This window comes from Euzebya pacifica, from assembly GCF_003344865.1.
Taxonomy (GTDB): Bacteria; Actinomycetota; Nitriliruptoria; order Euzebyales; family Euzebyaceae; genus Euzebya; species Euzebya pacifica.
On sequence record NZ_CP031165.1, the window covers coordinates 901,610 to 921,270 of the forward strand.

Consider the following 19,661-nt stretch of genomic DNA (forward strand, 5'->3'; position numbering starts at 1 on the left):
CGGTAGTCTCCCCGGCGTGGAAGAACAGCTGCGCCGTGGTCCAAGCCTGCTCGAGTCCCTGTGGCGGTATCGCGTCGTGGTGGCAGGAGTCACGTTGTTCATGGGCCTTCTCGGCTACGTGGTCGGGCTCCAGGAGGACGTCCGCTACGTGGCGCAGGGCACGCTCTTCCTGGCGGATCCCAACCTCGGTGACGAGCTCCAGGGCATCGTCAGCGCGCGAATCTCCGCCGAGGAGTACGTGCCCCGCCAGGCCGCCCGGATCCAGTCACGAGCGGTCCTGCAGGAGGCCGCCGACCTGATCGACAACCGGATCTCCGTCGGCGAGCTGGGCAGCAACTTCGACATCGAGTCGTCGGCGGAGACGCTCGAGATCGTGCTCGTCGCCGAGGACGAGACGGCGGAGGGGGCCGCGGAGCTCGTCAACGCCGTGGCAGAGGCCTACCGCACGCAGAAGCGTGCCCAGGAGGTCCAGCGGGCCGAGGACGCCGTCGCCGAGCTCCGGGCGCAGCAGGTCCGCCTCGAGGAGGAACGCAGCGGGCTCCAGTCGAGCCTGGAGGCCGACTCCTCCAACGTGGCGCTTCCCTTCCTGATCCAGTCCCTCGACGCGCGCATCCTGGACATCAGCGGGCGCATCGACGCCACACTGCTGGCGGTGCGCCTGCGCGGCGATGGCGTGGAGGACTTCCAGGACGCCATCCCGCCGGACTTCCCGTCGCGTCCGCGCCCCCGCCTGACCGCCCTCAGCTTCGCGTTCCTCGGCGGGGTCGCGTCCGCCATGTGGGCCTACTGGTACGCCTTCAAGTCGCAGCGGGTCACCAGCCGGACCGACCCGGAAATCGTGCTGGGCGTGCCGCCGCTCGGTGAGATCCCCCTGTACCGGATGACCAGCGAGGACCAGCTGACGGGCTTGCTGCGAGTCGACCCGTCCGCAGCGGAGGCGTACGAGTTCGTCCTCTCCTCCATCGAGTTCGCCCTCGCCGACCTCGACGGCAAGAGCCTGCTGATCACCTCGACCCTGCCGGGAGACGGCAAGACGACCACCACGTTGCAGCTGGCCATCGCCGCATCGCGTGACCGACGTCGGGTGGTGCTGGTCGACGCCGACATCCGGGCCCGTGGCCTCACCCGAGTGCTCGGCGCGGACGACCGTGTGGGGCTGTCGGACCTCGCCGCGATGGACATGGAGCCCAACGAGGTGCTTCGTCGGTACAAGTTCTCCGAGCAGTCCCAGATCCCGGTCGTCACCGCCGGGCAGCGCCGCGGTGACCCTGCGGCCTTGCTGCGCACCCATGCGTTCCGCAAGGGGATGGAACGCATCGTGGATTCCGCGGAGCTGCTGATCGTCGACTCCTCGCCTCTGCTCGCGGTGGCGGATGCGACCATCGTGGCGGGGTCCGTGGACGGCATCGTCATCGTGGTGTCCCACGGCACCCCCTTCAGCGAGCTGCAGAAGGTCAAGGAACGCCTCAAGTTCGTGTCCACGCCGCTGCTCGGGTACGTCTTCAACCGCTCCGACTCCTCCACGGCAGGCGCCTACGGCTACGGCTACGGCGTGGCCGAGGACGACGACGGACAGCGGCGGCTGCTGCCGGGGTCGCGCCGACGCAACGGCGGCAACGAGGGGACCCGTGGCTCGCACCGGGACGCCGACCGAGACGCCGACCGGGACGCCGACCCCGACGGCGAAGGCGCCTGACCCGGCCGATCAACCCAGTTGGGCGGTCCGGGCGAGGCGCTAGGATCACCGTTCGGCTGGCAACAACGCCGCCACGCAACTCTCGCGAACGCCAAGGACAACATCCGTGAACGTCGCCGTCATCGGGGTGGGCCACGTCGGCCTGGTCACCGCAGCAACCATGGCCAAGATCGGCCACAACGTCATCGGTTTCGACATCGACGAGTCGAAGATCGAGAGCCTCCGGACCGGGGTGGTGCCCTTCCACGAGCCCGGCCTCCAGGAGCTCTTCGTCGAGGGGATGGAAGCCGGGCGCATCCGCGTGACCACGGAGGCCGCCGAGGCGCTCGGTGACGTCGACGTCGTCTTCATCTGCGTGGGCACCCCGCGCAAGGAGGACGGTTCGCCGAACCTCAGCTACGTCCAGGCCGCGGCAGCGATGGTGTCGACCCACGCCACGCGTCCGACGGTCGTGGTGGAGAAGTCGACGGTGCCGGTCCAGACCGGCGAGCGCATCCGCCAGGCGCTGACGCTGCAGGCCCAGAGTCGCGGGGAGGCGCTCGCCCACGACGTCGTCTCCAACCCGGAGTTCCTCAAGGAGGGGACTGCGGTGGAGGACACGCTGTACCCCGATCGCATCGTGGTCGGTGCCGACAGCCCTGCGGCGCACGGCGTCATGCGTCGCCTCTACGAGCCCCAGCTGGCCAACCACGACTGCCCCTACGTGGCGACCGACGTGAAGACCGCCGAGCTGATCAAGCACGCATCCAACGCGTTCCTCGCGACGAAGATCAGCTTCATCAACGCCGTGGCTCGCATCTGTGAGGCCACCGGGGCGGACGTGCAGACCGTGGCGGACGCCATGGGTCACGACGTGCGGATCGGCCGCCACTTCCTCAACGCCGGCCTCGGCTACGGCGGCTCGTGCTTCCCCAAGGACGTGGAGGCGTTCATCCACATCGCCGCCGACATCGGGTACGACTTCGGGATGCTCCGTGAGACCGAGCGGATCAACCGCGAGGCCAAGCGGTGGCCCATCGGCCAGCTGCGCAGGCTGCTCTGGAACATCGGTGACAAGACGATCGCCGTGCTCGGCGTGTCCTTCAAGCCGCACACCGACGACATCCGGGACGCACCCGCCCTCGAGGTGATCGATGCGCTGGTCGCCGAGGGATCGACCGTCCGCGTCCACGACCCCGTGGCCCTGCCACACGTGGCCGAGCGGTGGGGTCGTTCGGTCGTCCTCTGCGAGACCGCCGAGGATGCCGTGCGCGGTGCCCACGCGGTCGTCACCTGCACCGAGTGGCCCGAGTACGGCAAGATCAGCCCGGCGCAGCTCGCCGACTGGTTGGAGTTCCCCGTCGTCGTCGACGCGCGCAAGGTGTGGGACGTCGACGAGCTCACCGCCCAGGGACTGAACGTTGCATCGGTCGGACGCCAGTAGGACGCCTGTGCAGAGGCCGCGTGGGCCGGGACCCCGCGCCCGGCCACGTCGATGTCACCCTCCGTTTCCGAACGCGAGGGTTGGGACGACCCCGTCCAGCAGTTAGGATCACCCTCCGTGGAACGCAAGCCAGCCCGAAGCGGCGCAGTCGACACCTTGCGCGGGGACCACTCCGCAACCGGCACGGTCATCGACCTGCGCGAGTTCGGCGACCCCCTGGACGGACCACTCCCCGGTGGCATCGAGGTCGCCGGTGGTCGCTACATACGCCGCGTCAAGCCCGTCATCGACTGGCTCCTGGCGTTGGTTGCGCTGATCCTGGTCCTGCCGGTGATGGTGCTCGTGGCCACCGTCGTGTTCGTGAGCCTGGGCCGTCCGATCGTCCTGCGTCAGGAGCGCGTGGGCCGAGGCGGCCAGCTGTTCACGGTCTTCAAGTTCCGCACGATGCATCCGGACCGGCGGCGTCGTCCCGGGATGTTCGACGGTTCCGACCGGCGCAGGACGCACAAGCACCCGGAGGACCCGCGCCTCACCCCATCGGGACGGCTCCTGCGCAAGCTCTCGCTCGACGAGCTGCCCCAGCTGTTCAACGTCCTGCGGGGTGACATGAGCCTCGTGGGCCCCCGGCCGGAGCTGCCGCACATCGTCGACGCGTACTACGAGCCCTGGCAGCATCGCCGACACGCCGTCAAGCCGGGCATCACCGGCTTGTGGCAGATCTCCGAGCGCGGCAACGGCATGATGCACGAGCACGTCGACGTCGACCTCGACTACGTGGACCAGGTGGGGCTGGGCACCGACCTCTGGATCATGGCCCGGACGCTGCCGGCCGCGCTGTCCTCTCGGCAGGGATACTGACCAGCCGGCCCCAGCGGTGGTCCACGGGGGCCTCGGGGGTCAGGACAGCGACAGGGCCCGGTTCGCCAGCGTTTCCCCGATCGCCAGGGCGGCTGTGGCCGCAGGCGAGGGTGCGTTCAGGACGTGGACGGCGCGACGGGTCGTGTGGAGGACGAAGTCATCGGCCAGCGTGCCGTCGGGGAAGATCGCCTGGGCGCGCACGCCTGCCCGCCATGGCAGCAGGTCGTCGGCGTCGATGTCGGGGGTCATCCGCTGCAGCGCCCGTGCGAAGGCCGCTCGGCTGAGCGATCGGTACATCTCCCCGAGTCCGGTGCGCCAGTGCGTCCGGGCCAGGATGCGCATGCCGGGGTGGCCTGCAACGGCACGGAGCTCGCGCCACGAGCGGTCGCCCCAGCTGTACCCCTCTCGATCCAGGGCGAGTACCGCGTTGGGACCGGCCAGCACCTCTCCGGACACGTGCCGGGTCAGGTGCACGCCCAGGAAGGGAAACCGCGGATCCGGGACCGGATAGATCAGCGCCCGGCACAGATCGCGCGCGCCCTCCGTCAGCCTGTGGTACTCGCCTCGGAACGGCACGATCGTGACGGGAGGCTCCTCCCCGGTCATGGTCGCGAGCAACCGGTCGGAGTGCAGCCCGGCGCAGGCCACGAGGAGGTCGCCGTGGACATCGCCCGTCGTGGTCTCCAGCACGACCCCGTCCGGTCCCTCGTGTCCGTCGAGGACCTCCGCACCCAGGCGCAGCTCGCCGCCGGCATCGGTCACCAGCCGGGCGAGCTGGCGGGCAACGCCACCGAAGTCCACGATGCCGGCGTCGTCCACCCTGAGCGCCTCGACACCCCGAACGGCAGGTTCGATCTCGGCGAGGGCTGCCGGACCGATCAGGTCGCAGGACACGCCGTTGGCGCGACCGCGTTCCGCGATCGTCTGCAGGGCACCGCGTTCGGCGTCCTCGACCGCCACCACAACCTTGCCGCACAGGTCGTGGGCGATCCCGTGCTCGGCGACGAACGCCAGCAGCTGGGCACGTCCCCGCCGGCACATCTCGGCCTTGTTCGACCCGGGGACGTAGTACACCCCGGAGTGGATGACGCCGGAGTTGCGCCCGGTCTGGTGCTGGGCGATCGCCGTTTCCTTGTCGACCACGACGACCTCGACGTCGGGGTCGGCCCGGCTGATCTGCCACGCCGTGGCCAGGCCCACGATCCCCGCGCCGACGACCACCACCCGTCGGGTCACGAGATCGTCCCCCAGCCGGTGGTGGCCAGCGGGGCCTCCAGGTCGTTGTCCACCTCGGGCAGGAAGAAGGGCAGGTGGGGGAGGACCTGTCGTCCCGACCGGAGCTGTCGCACCCGGCTGACCTGCTCCACGAGCCCCGCGCACCGGTGCGCCTGCGTGTGGTGGGCGAAGACATGGGTGGCGGCGCGAAGTCCCATGTCGGTCAGCTCGTCATCGGAACGCTGCACCATCGCCTCGGTCGTGTCGAGCAGGGCTTCCTCCTCGGTCAGCGTCCAGTGGTCCCCGGGGCGCAGCAGCGTGTCCACACCCGGGACGGCCACGTCCACCATCGGGACACCGCTGGAGCCCTGGAAGAAGACGCGGTTGGAGGTGTAGTAGCGGTTCCGGGAGAACGGGATGCCGCCCACGAGGACACGGGCCCGTCGTGCGGCGTCGGCCTGGGCGGTGAAGTCCACCGGTCCCCGGGCCGACTCGAGGTGATCCCAGCCGTTGCCGAAGACGGCGAACCGGCGACCGAAACGGGCGCTCAGGCCGTGCACGAGGCGCTCGCGTCGTCGGCTGGCCCAGTGGTACGGCCGCAGCGGGTTGCGCGGCCGGTTGCGCGACCCGATGAAGGCGACGTCGAACTCCCGCGACACGGTCAGGTCTGCGGCGGTCGGCGGGGCGAACCGCACCTGGCACACCCCGTTGGGGTTGATCACGATGGGTGCCCGGGTGGCTCGCCGTACGTGCGCGGCCAGCCCCCCCATCGAGGTCAGGGTGACCAGGTCGGCCGCCGAGGCCAGCTGCAGGAAGGTCCGTGGCACGTCGTGGCCACCCAGCCATCCGTTCGTGAAGGCGTCCCCCAGCGTGGCCACGACCATCAGGTCGGCGGATCGTTCCCGCAGCCTGTCGATCGCCGGCCGCGGGTCGGGCAGCGTGGGGTGGTGGTAGTAGTGGAACAGGACGGTGGTTGCCTGCTGGGCGGCCGCCCGTTCGACGACATCGTCCCAGAAACCAAGGCCCCGCGACGTCCCGGCGGGTCCGAACACCGGCACGATGTCGAGCGCGGCAAGCGTCCCGTCGTCGAGCAGTCGCCTGTAGCCGTCCACGAGCCCCGGGTGCGCCTCGAGGTCGTCGCCCTGCAGCAGGACGAGCAGGGATTCTGGTGCGGATGTCGTCATTGCGTGCCGACATTGAACAACGTCGGGGAACGGGATGCGGTCACGCACGGTGGTCGGACGGGCGGCGCAACCGGTTCTGGCCTCGTGGACCCGTGGCGTAGGATTCCGGAGTCCATGTCCCTGATGAAGGAAAGTGTTGCCGTGACGCAGACACCCCGAGCACTGGTGACGGGAATCACCGGCCAGGACGGGTCCTATCTCGCCGAACTCCTGCTGAGCAAGGGGTACGAGGTGCATGGTCTGGTTCGACGTGCGTCGACGTTCGGTACCGAACGCATCGACCACATGTACCTGGACCCCCACCTGGACTCGGCGCGGATGTTCCTGCACTTCGGCGATCTCTCCGACGGGAACTCGTTGTCGCGCATGGTGCAGGAGGTGCAGCCGACGGAGGTCTACAACCTGGGTGCGCAGTCCCACGTCGGGGTGTCGTTCAAGAACCCGATCTACACCGTTGACGTCGACGCGCTCGGCACGCTGCGGTTGCTCGAGGCATGTCGTCAGATGGCGACTCCGCCGCGGTTCTACCAGGCGTCGTCCTCGGAGATGTTCGGACAGGTCAGGGAGGTTCCCCAGTCCGAACGCACGCCGTTCCACCCTCGCAGCCCGTACGGCGCGGCCAAGGTCTACTCCTACTGGCAGGTCGTCAACTACCGGGAGGCCTACGGGATGCACTGCAGCAACGGCATCCTGTTCAACCACGAGTCGCCTCGTCGTGGCGAGACGTTCGTGACGCGGAAGATCACGCGGGCGGCGACGCGCATCAAGCTCGGCCTGCAGGAGAAGCTGTACCTGGGCAACCTCGACGCGCAGCGAGACTGGGGTTTCGCCGGTGACTACGTCGAGGCGATGTGGCTGATGCTGCAGCAGGACACGGGTGACGACTACGTGGTCGCGACCGGGGAGATGTACTCGGTCCGGGAGTTCGCCGAGCGGACGTTCGCGCTGCTCGACCTGGACTGGGAGCGCTACACCGGGATCGACGAGCGGTACATGCGGCCTGCCGAGGTCGAGGAGCTGCTTGGCGACGCCACCAAGGCGGAGGAACGACTCGGCTGGAAGCCGCGCACGTCCTTCGACGAGCTGGTGGAGATGATGGTCGCCTCCGACATGGAGCTGGCCAAGCGCGAGCGCGCACTGGTCGACGCCGGCCTGGCAACCGTGGAGTGGCAGGCGGGCACCCACCGTGAGTGACCGGACCGTCCTGTCCGGCAAGCGTGTCCTGGTCACCGGTGGGGCCGGATTCCTCGGGCGCGAGGTCTGCTCGCGGCTCGAGGACCAGGGGGCGGAACCCGTGGTGCTGCGGAGCGCACAGGTCGACCTGACCCGGCAGGCCGACACCGAGGAGTACCTCGCCGACCTGCGGCCGGACATCGTCATCCACCTCGCGGCGGAGGTCGGTGGTATCGGCGCCAACCGCGACAACCCCGGCCGGTACTTCTACGCCAACGCCACGATGGGGATCCACCTCATCGAGGCCGCTCGCGTCGTGGGCGTGGAGAAGTTCGTGCAGATCGGGACCGTGTGTGCCTACCCGAAGTTCACGCCGATCCCCTTCCGCGAGGAGACGATCTGGGACGGCTACCCCGAGGAGACCAACGCGCCCTACGGCGTGGCGAAGAAGTCGCTCCTGGTCATGCTGGAGGCCTACCGCCAGCAGTACGGGTTCAACGGGATCTACCTCCTGCCGGTCAACCTGTACGGCCCGGGGGACAACTTCGACCTGCACTCCTCCCATGTCATCCCGGCGTTGATCAGGAAGTTCACGGCAGCCGTCGACGGGGTCGACGGTGCCGCCGCTGATGTCGTCGAGGTCTGGGGGACCGGTGCGGCAAGCCGTGAGTTCCTGCACGTGGCGGACGCGGCACGCGGCATCCTCATGGGCACGGTCGGCTACGGGGACACCGACCCGGTCAACCTCGGCAGCGCCCACGAGATCACGATCAAGGACCTGGTCGAGCTGATCGCCCGGCTCACGGGTTTCCAGGGCGAGATCCGCTGGGACAGCAGCAAGCCGGACGGCCAACCCCGACGGAAGCTGGACACCGAACGGGCCAAGGAGCGATTCGGGTTCGAGTCGGCCATCGGTTTCGAGGAAGGGCTCGGGGAGACCATCGCGTGGTGGCGGTCCAACCGGGACCGAGTCCACGCCCAGGAGCGAGGATGACGCTGCCCCACAGGGTGGGCCTGCTGGGTGTGCCGCTGTCGGCGACGTCCTACGCCGAGGTCCTGGACCTCCTCGACGTCCCGCCGACGGGTGATCGCGCGCGGACGCTGGCGTTCTGCAACGTGCACTCCGTGATGACGGCCCGCAAGGACCCAGAGCTGCGCCGGGCACTCGCCGACATCGACGTCACCACGACCGACGGCATGCCGCTGGTCTGGGCGCTTCGGCGCCTCGGTGTCCCCGAACAGCAGCGGGTCTACGGGCCGGACCTCATGGAGATGGCCCTTCCCCACTCGGTCGACCGTGGATGGCGGCACTACTTCTACGGCGCGGCCCCCGAGACGCTCGAGGCGTTGCTGTCCCGGGTCGAGGCCATGGCACCGGGGATCGAGATCGTGGGGTCGCACAGCCCGCCGTACCGGACCCTCACCGCCGACGAGGAGGCGGAACGGCTGGAGGAGATTCGCCGATCCGGGGCGACCCACGTGTGGGTCGGGTTGGGGATGCCCAAGCAGGAGCTCTTCGTCCACCGGGTTGCCGATCGACTGCCGGGCATGTCCTTGCTCGCGGTCGGTGCGGCCTTCGACATGCACGCGGGCACCGTGTCGCAGGCCCCTGACTGGATCCAGGATCGGGGCCTCGAGTGGGCCTACCGCTGGGCGCAGGAGCCACGACGCCTGACCTCCAGGTACATGGTCAACAACCCCCTCTTCCTCCTGCTGCTGGGGCGGGAGCTGCTGCTCGACCGCATCGGCACCCGTACCGTGGGCCCCGGAGCCGCCGGATGAGCCTGAAGGTGCTGCACGTCCTCGATGTCCTGCGTCCATCCGGGGCGGAGACCTGCCTTCGTGTGGCTGGGTCGATGTGGGACGCAGAGGACATCAGCTGCGATGTGCTGGCCACCGGAGACGAGCTCGGCCCGTACGCGGTCCAGCTCCGCGAGGCGGGCTACCGGACGGGGCACCTGCCCCTGGACGACATGCGTCGGTTCCTCCGCAGCTTTCCCCGCCTGGTGAGGAGCGAGGGCTACGACGTGGTGCACATCCACGTCGAGCGGGCCAACTTCCACATCGCCCTCCTGTCGATGTGGGCAGGGGCCAGGGTGGTCCAGCACGTCCACAACGTCTTCGACTTCGACGGCGCGTTGCGGCTCGAACGGACGGTCCAGCGTCGGATCGCCCGTGCGCTCGGTGTGCCGTTCCTGGGGGTGTCCCAGGACGTCGTGGACAACGAGCGAACCCGCTACGGGATCGAGGCGGAGGTCTTCCTGAACTGGGCAGACATCGATCGATACCGTCCGCCCTCCGACAGCCAACGAGCGGCGGCTCGGCAGGCGCTGGGCCTGGACGAGGACGCCTTCGTCCTCGCCAGCGTTGCCAACTGCCACGACTTCAAGAACCACGATGTCGTGGTGCGGGCGCTGGCGCGCCTGCCCCGCGACGTGGTCTGGCTGCACGTTGGCGCGGGCAGCCTGCTCGCGCAGGAGCAGGAGCTCGCCCAGCAGCTGGGTGTATCGGATCGGATCCAGTTCCTCGGCCAGCGCGATCCGCTGCCGTCGCTCCATGCTGCCGACGCGTTCGTGATGAACTCCCTGTACGAGGGGCAGGGGATCAGCGCCATCGAAGCCCTCGCGGCTGGTCTGCCCGCGGTCCTCAGCGACGTCGACGGCCTCCGCAACCTCAAGGGCATGGACGTGCCGGCCGTGTGGTGCGGAACCGACGTCGACACACTGGTGGACGCGATCGAGGCGATCCGGACGCGGCCACCCCAAGGAACCACTGACATCATGCTGAAGTCGTTCAGCCCCCACGAGCGGGTTCCCGCGCTGGCTGCCCGGTACCGATCGGTGGCGGCATGACGCCGGGGGACCAGCCGCTGCGCATCGGGATGTTGACCCCACTCAGCACCGGCCCGCTGACGCACCTCCTGGACGACCCGCCTGCCGACCTGCCCGCGGGCATCGGCGGTCCCGGCCCGACCGACCTCATCGCCGCCCTGGCGGCGGCAGGCCATCACGTCACCGCGATCTCGTTGTCCCCCGAAGCGGCGGCGCCCGTCAGGGCACGTGGGACGCACCTCGACCTGCGGCTCCTGCCGATGCGTGAGGAGCACCGAGGCCGCGACGCCTACGGGCCGGAGCGCAAGGCGCTCAGGGCCGAGCTCGACGGACTCGACGTCGACGTGGTGCATGCGCAGTGGACCTACGAGTACGCGTTGACCGCCCATCACGCCACCGTCCCCTACGTCGTGACGGTTCGTGACTGGACGCCCCAGGTCCTCCGGTACAACTTCATCCCCTACTGGCTGGTCAAGCTCGGGATGAACGCCGTCGTCCTGGGTCGCCGGCCACACCTGACGACGCCGTCGCCGTCGGTGCTCCGTCGCCTCGGGCGCCTGGGCTTCCGCAACGTCCGGCACATCCCGAACGGGCTGCAGATCCAGGACATGGCCGTCGACCGGCCTCGGGAGGCACCGAAGGACCCCCCGGTGCTCCTGAGCGTGACCAACGAGTTCTCCGGACGCAAGAACACCGGGGCCCTGCTGCAGGCCTTCGCCATCATCCGTCGCCGTCATCCGGCTGCCGAGCTGCTCATGATCGGCAACGAGCACGGCCCCGGGGACGAGGCAGCCCGATGGGCAACCGAACGAGGACTGCACGTCGGGGTGCAGTTCCTCGGAGAGCAGTCCCGCAGCGAGGTGGTTGCGGCCATGGACGGGGCGGACCTCCTGGTCCATCCCGCGCGAGAGGAGCCGTTCGGCATCGTCGTGATCGAGGCGATGAGCCGGGGGTTGCCGGTCGTCGGCGGGACCAGGGCCGGCGGCGTGCCGTTCATCCTCGACGGGGGTGCTGCTGGTGAGCTGGTCGACGTCGACAACCCCGAGTCGATCGTGGCCGGCATCCTGACGCTGCTCGGCAACCGGTCTCGGTACGCCGAGTGCTCCACCGTCGGGCTGCAACGGGTCACCGAGGAGTTCGACGTCAGTCGTCTCGCCGAGCTGTACGTTCGGGCCTACCGCGATGCCATGGCTGGGCGCTGGGTGCGATGACCGACACCGGGGACGCCGCCGAGCCGAACCTGACGCGTCGAACCCTGGGAGGCTTCTCCTGGAGTGTCGGTGGCCGTGTCCTGGGCCTGGTGGCGCAGATCGCCTACACCTCGGTGATGGCCAGGCTCCTGACGCCCGAGCTGTTCGGCATCATGGCAAGCGCCCAGGTGGTCCTGCTGGCCGGCCAGATCCTGGCCGAGCTCGGCATCGGCCGGGCACTGGTGCAGGCCGACGAGCTGTCGACCGAGCAGGTGCGAGCGGCGTTCACCGCCAGCGTGGGGTTGGGCGTCGTGCTCACGGGAGTCCTCGTGCTGGCCGCACCGGCGGTGGGGCTGCTCTTCGATGATCCGGCGGTCACGTCGGTGACCCGGGTGATGGCGACGGTGCTGATCTTCATCACGCTGGGCCTCACTGCCGAGGCGATGCTCCTCCGCTCCATGCGCTTCAAGCAAGTGGCGTTGCTGGAGCTCGGTGCCTTCGTCGTCGGGTACCTCTTCGTGGGCATCGGCGCCGGCCTCGCGGGGGCCGGGGTCTGGTCGTTGGTCGCCGCGGCAGTGACCAAGGCGGCGGTCTTCACCATCGGGTGCCTGCTGGTGGCGCGTCACCCGATGCGTCCCATGCTGGCCTGGAGCAGGGTTCGGTCCCTGTATGCCTTCGGCTCCCAGGTCTCGGTGATCTCCGTTGTGGAGTACCTGACCCTCGCCCTTCCCCCGACCGCGATCAGTCGCGCGCTCGGCCAGGCGCAGCTGGGTCAGTTCAACCAGGGCAACCGCATCGTCGAGCTGCCCTTCGTCAACATCTCCCAGGCCCTCTCCGACGTGCTGTTCCCCGCGATGGCACGTGTCAAGGAGGATCGTCAACGCATGGCAGGGGCGTACCTGACTGCCCTGCAGGTGACGGCTGGCCTCCTGCTGCCGTGTGCAGCGGGGCTGGCCGTGGCCTCCGACGAGATCGTGCTGGTCCTGCTGGGCGACCAGTGGGGGCCGGCTGCCGCGGTGTTGCCGCTGCTGGCGTTCCAGCCGGTCGTGCTCATGCTGAGCCACTACGGGGGCGTCGTCTGTGAGGCCCTGGGAACCCTGGGTGCCAAGCTCGCCATCCAGGTGGTCACCCTCCTGTTGCTGGCGGCGGGCTTCGGGCTGACCGGTACCCACGGTCTTCTGGCCATGGTCCTGGCGATGCTCGTCGTCCGTGTGCTCCGGTTTGTCGCGTATCTTGCGCTCATGCACCGGATACTGCCGCTCGGGCACGCCGATCAACCCGTTGCGCTCCTGGGGGGCCTGGCCGCGTCTGCGGTGGTTGCCGCCGCCATATGGGGATGGACCAGCTTGGCCCATTCGTTGGGCATCGTCGTCCCTGTCGTGCTGGCCGGCCAGGTCCTGGTCGGGGCCGTCGCGTTGACCGCGAGCGCGTTCTACGGGCCCCTGCGGGGTACGCGAGACGTCTTCGTCCAGCGGCTGGAATGGGCGGGTATCGGGGCTGGCGGGCCGGGGGGCCGCCTGCTGCGCGTGCTGCGCACGGGACAGCCGGAGAGCGCTGCGCGCCCATGAAGCTGAGCATCTGTGTTCCCACCCGCAACCGTCCCGCGATGGTCGAGGAGCTGCTCACGACCCTGACCGCGCTCCCGGACGACGTCGTCGATGTCGAGATCCTGGTCGGGGACAACTCCACCAACGACGAGACCGCGGCCGTGGCCGAGCGGTTCCCGAACGTGGCCTACCATCGCAACGACGGGGACCTCGGGGCCTACGGCAACTTCAACGGACTCGTCGCGCGTGCGAGCGGTGAATGGGTCCATGTCGTCGCTGACGACGACGCCATCCATCCCGACTACCTGGCCGGTGTGGTCGAGGCGATGCACGACCCGACGGCCGTGCTGATCACGGGCCGGGTCGGGTTCGTGGGCGACGATGCTGCTCGTGTGGAGGCAGGGCACTACGGACGAATCACCCGTATGGGCATCGAGTTCCCCGACACCGTCCAGGGCGAGCGAATGATCAACCTCGCGCTGCGCGACGGGTGCCCGTTCGAGTTCTCCCACACCCTGATGCGACGCGAGACGGTCCTGATGGTCGGCGGGTTCGATCGGACCTTCCGGCTGCAGGGCGACTTCGACCTGTGGCTGCGCATGCTCGGGCAGGGGACCGCACGGTTCGTCGAGGCCTACCTGGGTGAGTTCCGTGTCTACGAGGGGAACATGCTCGCCGACAAGGAGTCGGAGCGAGCCTTCCGCGTCGAACGGACGCTGATCTGGCTCATGTCCCTCGCCCGGCACACCGACATCCTCGTGCCGGAGGTCAGGCAGGCGTTGATCCGGGAAGTCCGGCGCGAGGTCCCGCGAATCCGGGTGTTCACGCGCGTGGGCATCGGCGGGCCGTTGACCGACGGTCTCCTCAGCCTGGCGCTGCTCAACGCCGAGGCCGCCCTGCGGAGCCGCGGCCTGGGGAACACCCTCGAGCTTCCCGGCGTCCCGCTCCTGTCGGAGATGCCGCGGAGCGCCGTCCGGTTGTTGTACCTGGTGCTCGACGAGGTCCTGGGCTCCCGAGTTCCGGGCCGTGCTGCCGCCGACATCGGTGCCCGGATGGGCCGGCCGACGGTCTCCCTCGACCGCTGAGTCCTCCTCACGAGTGCGGCTCTCGCCCCACCGGGGGAGGCTCGTGGGCGCGATACGCTGGCGGCCGGTGTTCGCCGTGCTCTGCCCCGCCCGTGGCCCCCGCCGCCATCGGTGGAGGTTCGTCGTCGTTGTCGTGCTGGTGATGCTGTCGGCCTGTACCGCCACCGGTCCTGCAGACCGGGCGACCACGGGCGGCCCGACGACCGTTCGACTCGAGGTCGGTGACCGGTTCGACCGGGTCGTCGCGAACAGCCCTGTGGGGTCCACCTTCGTGATCGCCACAGGCGTGCACCGACGACAGTTCGTCGCCCCGAGGGACGGTGACGTCTTCGTCGGTGAGGACGGCGCAGTCGTCAGCGGCGCGACCGTGCTCGATCCGGCGGCGTTCCGGCCTCAGGGGGGCCTTTGGGTGATGGAGGATCGCCACGAGGAACCCTTCCGGGCCGACAACGGCCAGCTCCACGGGGCGATGGAGGACGGTCGCGCCCGTGATGCCGCCAACCACGATCTGTGGGTGGACGACGTGCGGCTGCAGCACGTGGAAACCCTCGACGACCTGGACCAGGCGGGGGAGTGGTACTTCGACTACGGGTCCGATCAGCTGTGGCTGGGCGCCAGGCCGGACGAGTCGACGCCCATGGAGCTGGCCGTGCAACCCGACTTCGTGCGGCCCACCGACGCCGAGGACGTGTCGATCAGCAACGTGACCCTCCGGCGCTTCGCCACACCGGCCCAGCACGGGGTCATCCACGCTGGTGGCCCCCGATGGACCATCAGCGACGTCGCGGTCGAGGAAAGTCATGGGACGGGCATCGTCGTGGGCGACGACACCGTGCTCGAGGACAGCATCGTGGTGGACAACGGCCAGCTCGGCGTCGGCGCCGACGGCGCCCGGGGTGTGGTGGTCCGCAACACCGAGATCGCCCGCAACGGGCAGCTGGGCTACCTGTGGGCGTGGGAGGCAGGGGGCCTGAAGTTCAAGGACACCGCCGACACCCGCCTGGAAGGCAACCACGTCCACGACAACCACGGTCCGGGCATCTGGTACGACCTGGGCAACACCGCGGCGCTCGTCGACGGCAACCGCGTCGAGGACAACGACGTGATGGGCATCTTCTACGAGATCTCCTCCGACGCGACGATCCGGGACAACGAGGTCCTCGGGAACGGCCACGCGGAGGGGATCGGCACGCTGGGTGCGGGGATCTTCGTCTCCATCTCCTTCGACGTCCTCATCGAGGGCAACATCACTGCGGGGAACAACCAGGAGATCGTCCTGGTCCACGCCGATCGTCGTGAGGAGATCGGGGAGGAGTACGGGGTGCGCGATGTCGTGGTTCGCCGGAACCGTGTCACCATCGACAACGACGGTTCCGTCGGGCTCTACGTCGACACGGACGAGGACGAGTACTACACCGACCGGGGCAACCGCTTCGAGGACAACACCTACGTGCTGGACGGCTGCGAACGCTGCTTCCTGTGGGAGGAGCCGGTGGACCTCGCGACGTGGCAGGAGCTTGGCAACGACCTCGGCGTGAACCCCGAGATCCGTGACGGAGGACCCTAGGAATGGGAATCGAACTACTGGCAATCCTCGGCGGATTCGGCTTGCTCGGACTGCTCGTGATGGATCTGACGCTGGAGCGTCAGGACACGCCGTGGTTGTTCGTGTGTGCCATCGCCCTGGCCCGCGAGGTCAGCGATCCCCTCCCGTCGATCTCGGCGGCCGGACTGGCGATCAACGGCGAGGACATCCTCCTGGCCGTGGCCCTGCTGGTCGTGGGGGGTTGGGTCCTGCGCGGCATCGCGGTACAGGTTCCCCAGCTCCTCCTGATCGGTGCCCTGGGCCTGGCGATGTTCTCGGTGCTGCGCGGTGGCGCGGTCTACGGCCTGCCGGGCGCGATCAACGAGGCCCGCGAGACGCTGTACTTCATCGCCGGTGCGCTGCTTGGCAGCTTCGTCCCCGTCGGTGCCGAGGCGCGACGCCGGTTGATGCGCGGGTGGCTGTTCCTCGCCGCGTCGCTGACCGCCTTGGCCGTCCTCAGATGGGGCATCGTGTTCGCCGGACTGCCCTTCACTGGTCCGTGGTACGAGACCGAGTTCGGTGGCCTTCGGGTGCTGTCGAGCAACGGGACGCTGGTCATCACCATCGCGTTCCTGACCCTCCTGCCCCGAACCCTCCGGGGCATCGCGACAGACCTCGAGCGCCTCCTCGTGGCGGGGTTCGGGGCCACGGTCCTGCTGCTCCAGCACCGCTCGGTGTGGATCGTCTTCGTGCTCGGCACCGCGTTCATGGTGGTGGAGTACCGCAAGCAGATGTCCCGCGGGGTGATCATGGGTGCAGGTGTGGCCATGGTCGTGGTCGGGTTGACCGCCCTGACCTACCTGAACGTCTCCGAGCTCTCCGACAGCGCCACCGAGGCCGACGCGGCGAGCGACACCACCTGGGAGTGGCGGGTCTCGGGCTGGGGGGACCTGCTCGACCACGGCCCCGAGGGCGTGCTCGAATGGGGCATCGGGGTGCCGTACGGCGCCGGCTGGAACCGGTCGGTGTCGGCGGGCTTCGATGTCGACGTGCCGCCCCACAACTTCTACCTGGAGATGGTCCTGCGGATCGGCGTGCTCGGGATCGGGTTCATCCTGGTCGCGGGCATCGAGTCAGCACGACGGCTTCGCGCCCACGAGCTCGACGTGGACGACGGGTACTTCAACGCCGTGACCATGCAGGTGATCCTGCTGTCACAGGCCCTGTACTCCATTCCCTACAACCTGGGCATGGAACAGGGCCTGCTGCTCGGGCTCGCGATCGCCATCTGGGCCGATCCGCTGCGCCGCGAGGGCAAGGGCATGCACGTCGTCGCGCCCAACCCCGCGATCGTGCGGCGCTGATGCTGGGGACCGAGCGGTCCCCAGCAGTGGATCAGGATGCGCCGTAGGGGACCGTGGTGAACGGACTCGGGGGCTGGAAGGCCGCGACGTTGACGTCCAGGAACCGCCCGTTGCGGTCGTGTCCGAACTCGTCCTGCCACTCCGGCACAGTGACCTTGCGTCCCATCCAGAAGTGCTCCGTGTGGTCGGCGCGGAGGCGATAGACGTTGTCCTCCCACACGATGTCGTCGCGGTAGTACCGCTGCGGCTCGTTGGTCCGGACGCGAAGGCCGGGCAGGTAGGCGTCGATGCGGATGTCGTTGTCGTGGACGTACAGCTCGGCGATCTCCAGGTTGCCGTGCTCGCCGGCGGGGATGCCGTTGTGGTTGGCGACGATCGGCAGGCGGTTGCTCTCGAAGACGTTCCAGGCCAGCTCCACGCCGGGGCTGTTGGCGACCCAGATGCCGCTGCCGAGGTCGCCGTAGGCGAGCGCGCCGTTGGTCCGCACGATGTTGGAGTGGGCCAGGGCGCCCGAGGTCTCCTCGATGAGGATCCCGGCTGCGTAGTTGTGCTCGGAGAGGTTTGAGATCCAGCTGGGGTCGGCGCAGTCGAGGTCGCACCACAGGCCCGCGCCGCGGTTGTGGTGGGACCAGTTCTGCTCGAACACCGAGTCGATGGTGTTGGTCAGCTTGGCGCCGCCGGCTTCCCACCCCATCCGGTAGCCGACCTCGCCGTTGAAGGCGATCTCGTTGCGGAGGATGGAGACGGGTGACTGGGTCTCGTCGTACCGGTGGTCGCCACCGGTGATGCCGATCTGCCCGTTGTGCACCAGGCGTGAGTCGGCCACGACCGCGCCCGAGCCGGTCCGCACGGCGGCGGACTTGGACTGCGCGACCGTCACGTGGTGGATGAACCAACGCAGGCCGTTGTGGGCGTCGATCGCGCCGGCCTTGGACTGCGAGGCGTACCGGTTCACCGTCAGGTGGTCGATCTCGACGTCCTCCGCAGCGGACTGGAATGCCCAGGGCGCCACCGACAGCTCGATCGCACCCAGGGTGGCGGGGTCCTGCAGGAGCAGGATGCGGTCACCGGCGACGTCGAAGTGCCACTGGCCGACGCGGGTCAGCGTCTCGACGGTCCCGGTGTGGGTCAGGCGGTGACGGCCGGCGAAGAGGTCGGTCTGGATGGCCTCGCCCTCACGGCCGGACTCCATGCCGGCGTCGGAGTCCTCGACGTGGGTGCTGGGGGGCGGCGGCGGGTCGAACGTCACACCGGGGATGACCCACCGGCCGGCCTCGTCCTGGAAGGCCTGGGCGACGTTGGGGGCAAGGCTGATGCTGCCCTTCAGGACCGCACCCTCCTCACCGGTGAAGCGGTCGCCATCGCGGGGCACGACCTGGACCAGCTGGTGCTCGCCGGCGGTGAAGACGAACGTGGTGCCCTCCGGGTGGGCGTCGACCACGGCCTGGGCGTTGTCGCCGGGGGAGATGCGAACGCCGGCCGGCGGGGTCCAGGCCGGGCGGGGCATGGCGCGGTCGACGAGCTCGAAGTCGATGGTCGTCGGCAGCCCGTCGCGGTGACCGACGATGTTGACTCGATCGGCTCCGGGCAGGGCCGCCAGGACCCAGTCCCGCCCGATGGAGGTCTCCCAGACGTGCGGGTTGACGTAGAGCAGCACACCGTCGGTGATGGCGGCGGCGGTACCGGCCACGAGGGCGTCCTGCCAGTTCTCGCCGTTGACCAGCCACAGGTTGTCGGTGACGCCCCCGGCTGCGACCGCGGCGTCCGCCACGGCGATGGAGGTGTGGTACCGGGACACGCCGTCGAGGCGGTCGACCCGGTCCACGAGGGCCCAGAGCTGGTCGGAGACGTCCTGGTTGACGGCCGCCTCGCCGCCGATGATCGTCACGGTGTCGGCCCCGTCGGCTGCCAGCGCGGCTGCCGACTCGTCGGGCAGGTCGGTCACGCGGGACAGCAGCACCGGGGCGCCGAGGGATGCAGCGTGCTGCGAGACCGCAACCGCGTCCTCCCAGCCGCCGATGTGGCCAGCACCCTCGCCGCGGACCAGGAAGGGATCCCCGTCCCCACCGTTGGCGCGCACGAAGTCCATCGCGGCCGCTGCGGTGGCGAAGCGGTTCGGACCGGCGATTCGCTCGATCGTCTGGACACCCCAGCGGCGCAGCTCGGCGACCACGTCCTCGCTGATGGCCGCGGTACCGCCCATCAGGACCGCGCGGCGGGGGGCGAAGTGCTCGATCTGCTCCCACACCAGCCGCGGCATGGCATCGCGATCCGTCAGCAGCAGCGGCGCGTCGAGCAGGGCGGTGATGGGCGCTGCGGACAGCGCGTCGGCGAACTCATCGGTCCGGGCCAGGACCACCGTGTCGGTGTCGGGCCAGACCCGACGGGCGACCGTGGTGCTGACCTCTTCTCCGGTCGTCCCCTCGAATCGTTCGACGGCCCAGCCGGGATCCTGCGCCGCAACGGGCGCAACCGGAACGACCGCCAGGACTGCGATCAGGAGAAGGGTGGACAGGACTGTGCGGCGCAGCCGCGGGGCGGAGACATCTGCGATCATCGACGCTGAACAG

General features: G+C 69.3%; 15 protein-coding genes. 12 read left to right on the forward strand and 3 right to left on the reverse strand.

Annotated elements, in window-relative coordinates; all coding sequences use genetic code 11:
• Window positions 1-16: 16 nt before the first annotated feature.
• From DVS28_RS03730 to DVS28_RS03740, 3 genes are all read left to right on the forward strand, one after another.
• Window positions 17-1,696 carry a polysaccharide biosynthesis tyrosine autokinase gene (locus DVS28_RS03730; RefSeq protein ID WP_114590264.1) on the forward strand — a complete coding sequence of 560 codons (1,680 nt, stop codon included), beginning with the start codon at window positions 17-19 and terminating at the stop codon, window positions 1,694-1,696.
• A gap of 106 nt (window positions 1,697-1,802) precedes the next feature.
• The gene (locus tag DVS28_RS03735) at window positions 1,803-3,119 is read left to right on the forward strand and encodes a UDP-glucose dehydrogenase family protein (RefSeq protein ID WP_114590265.1); all 1,317 of its coding nucleotides are present in this window, start codon (window positions 1,803-1,805) and stop codon (window positions 3,117-3,119) included.
• Window positions 3,120-3,236: 117 nt separating this feature from the next.
• Window positions 3,237-3,977, forward strand: a complete 741-nt coding sequence (locus tag DVS28_RS03740; protein WP_164709901.1) for a sugar transferase — start codon at window positions 3,237-3,239, stop codon at window positions 3,975-3,977.
• Between the two features lie 39 nt (window positions 3,978-4,016).
• Here the strand turns inward: DVS28_RS03740 and lhgO are convergent, their stop codons facing one another.
• The gene (gene lhgO / locus DVS28_RS03745) at window positions 4,017-5,213 is read right to left on the reverse strand and encodes an L-2-hydroxyglutarate oxidase (protein WP_114590267.1); all 1,197 of its coding nucleotides are present in this window, start codon (window positions 5,211-5,213) and stop codon (window positions 4,017-4,019) included.
• Complete coding sequence (locus DVS28_RS03750; protein WP_114590268.1) at window positions 5,210-6,376, reverse strand: glycosyltransferase family protein; 1,167 nt, start codon at window positions 6,374-6,376, stop codon at window positions 5,210-5,212. Before DVS28_RS03750 ends, lhgO begins: the two co-directional genes overlap by 4 nt.
• 114 nt (window positions 6,377-6,490) lie before the next feature.
• Between DVS28_RS03750 and gmd the strand changes: the two genes are divergently transcribed.
• From gmd to DVS28_RS03795, 9 genes are all read left to right on the forward strand, one after another.
• Window positions 6,491-7,570, forward strand: a complete 1,080-nt coding sequence (gene gmd, locus DVS28_RS03755; RefSeq protein WP_245973578.1) for a GDP-mannose 4,6-dehydratase — start codon at window positions 6,491-6,493, stop codon at window positions 7,568-7,570.
• On the forward strand, window positions 7,563-8,543 hold the full coding sequence (locus DVS28_RS03760) for a GDP-L-fucose synthase family protein (protein WP_114590269.1): 981 nt from the start codon (window positions 7,563-7,565) through the stop codon (window positions 8,541-8,543). Before gmd ends, DVS28_RS03760 begins: the two co-directional genes overlap by 8 nt.
• Window positions 8,540-9,331, forward strand: a complete 792-nt coding sequence (locus tag DVS28_RS03765) for a WecB/TagA/CpsF family glycosyltransferase (RefSeq protein WP_114590270.1) — start codon at window positions 8,540-8,542, stop codon at window positions 9,329-9,331. Before DVS28_RS03760 ends, DVS28_RS03765 begins: the two co-directional genes overlap by 4 nt.
• Window positions 9,328-10,401 carry a glycosyltransferase gene (locus DVS28_RS03770; protein WP_114590271.1) on the forward strand — a complete coding sequence of 358 codons (1,074 nt, stop codon included), beginning with the start codon at window positions 9,328-9,330 and terminating at the stop codon, window positions 10,399-10,401. The genes DVS28_RS03765 and DVS28_RS03770 overlap by 4 nt, the downstream gene beginning before the upstream one ends.
• Window positions 10,398-11,591 carry a glycosyltransferase family 4 protein gene (locus tag DVS28_RS03775; protein WP_114590272.1) on the forward strand — a complete coding sequence of 398 codons (1,194 nt, stop codon included), beginning with the start codon at window positions 10,398-10,400 and terminating at the stop codon, window positions 11,589-11,591. The genes DVS28_RS03770 and DVS28_RS03775 overlap by 4 nt, the downstream gene beginning before the upstream one ends.
• Window positions 11,588-13,138 carry a lipopolysaccharide biosynthesis protein gene (locus tag DVS28_RS03780; RefSeq protein ID WP_114590273.1) on the forward strand — a complete coding sequence of 517 codons (1,551 nt, stop codon included), beginning with the start codon at window positions 11,588-11,590 and terminating at the stop codon, window positions 13,136-13,138. Before DVS28_RS03775 ends, DVS28_RS03780 begins: the two co-directional genes overlap by 4 nt.
• On the forward strand, window positions 13,135-14,202 hold the full coding sequence (locus tag DVS28_RS03785) for a glycosyltransferase family 2 protein (RefSeq protein ID WP_164709902.1): 1,068 nt from the start codon (window positions 13,135-13,137) through the stop codon (window positions 14,200-14,202). The genes DVS28_RS03780 and DVS28_RS03785 overlap by 4 nt, the downstream gene beginning before the upstream one ends.
• A 67-nt stretch (window positions 14,203-14,269) precedes the next feature.
• Window positions 14,270-15,769: a right-handed parallel beta-helix repeat-containing protein gene (locus tag DVS28_RS03790; RefSeq protein ID WP_114590274.1), complete on the forward strand. Its 1,500-nt coding sequence runs from the start codon at window positions 14,270-14,272 to the stop codon at window positions 15,767-15,769.
• A gap of 2 nt (window positions 15,770-15,771) precedes the next feature.
• The gene (locus tag DVS28_RS03795) at window positions 15,772-17,091 is read left to right on the forward strand and encodes an O-antigen ligase family protein (protein WP_114590275.1); all 1,320 of its coding nucleotides are present in this window, start codon (window positions 15,772-15,774) and stop codon (window positions 17,089-17,091) included.
• A gap of 31 nt (window positions 17,092-17,122) precedes the next feature.
• Here the strand turns inward: DVS28_RS03795 and DVS28_RS03800 are convergent, their stop codons facing one another.
• Window positions 17,123-19,648, reverse strand: coding sequence for a cell wall-binding repeat-containing protein (locus DVS28_RS03800; RefSeq protein ID WP_114590276.1), 2,526 nt, complete (start codon window positions 19,646-19,648; stop codon window positions 17,123-17,125).
• Window positions 19,649-19,661: the final 13 nt, after the last annotated feature.

Bases quoted from the DNA above. Each gene is read 5' to 3' on its own strand.
- DVS28_RS03750 (WP_114590268.1), bottom strand. From the start codon at position 6,376: ATGACGACATCCGCACCAGAATCCCTGCTCGTCCTGCTGCAGGGCGAC.
- gmd (WP_245973578.1), top strand. From the start codon at position 6,491: ATGTCCCTGATGAAGGAAAGTGTTGCCGTGACGCAGACACCCCGAGCA.
- DVS28_RS03765 (WP_114590270.1), top strand. From the start codon at position 8,540: ATGACGCTGCCCCACAGGGTGGGCCTGCTGGGTGTGCCGCTGTCGGCG.
- DVS28_RS03770 (WP_114590271.1), top strand. From the start codon at position 9,328: ATGAGCCTGAAGGTGCTGCACGTCCTCGATGTCCTGCGTCCATCCGGG.
- DVS28_RS03775 (WP_114590272.1), top strand. From the start codon at position 10,398: ATGACGCCGGGGGACCAGCCGCTGCGCATCGGGATGTTGACCCCACTC.
- DVS28_RS03780 (WP_114590273.1), top strand. From the start codon at position 11,588: ATGACCGACACCGGGGACGCCGCCGAGCCGAACCTGACGCGTCGAACC.
- DVS28_RS03785 (WP_164709902.1), top strand. From the start codon at position 13,135: ATGAAGCTGAGCATCTGTGTTCCCACCCGCAACCGTCCCGCGATGGTC.
- DVS28_RS03795 (WP_114590275.1), top strand. From the start codon at position 15,772: ATGGGAATCGAACTACTGGCAATCCTCGGCGGATTCGGCTTGCTCGGA.
- DVS28_RS03800 (WP_114590276.1), bottom strand. From the start codon at position 19,648: ATGATCGCAGATGTCTCCGCCCCGCGGCTGCGCCGCACAGTCCTGTCC.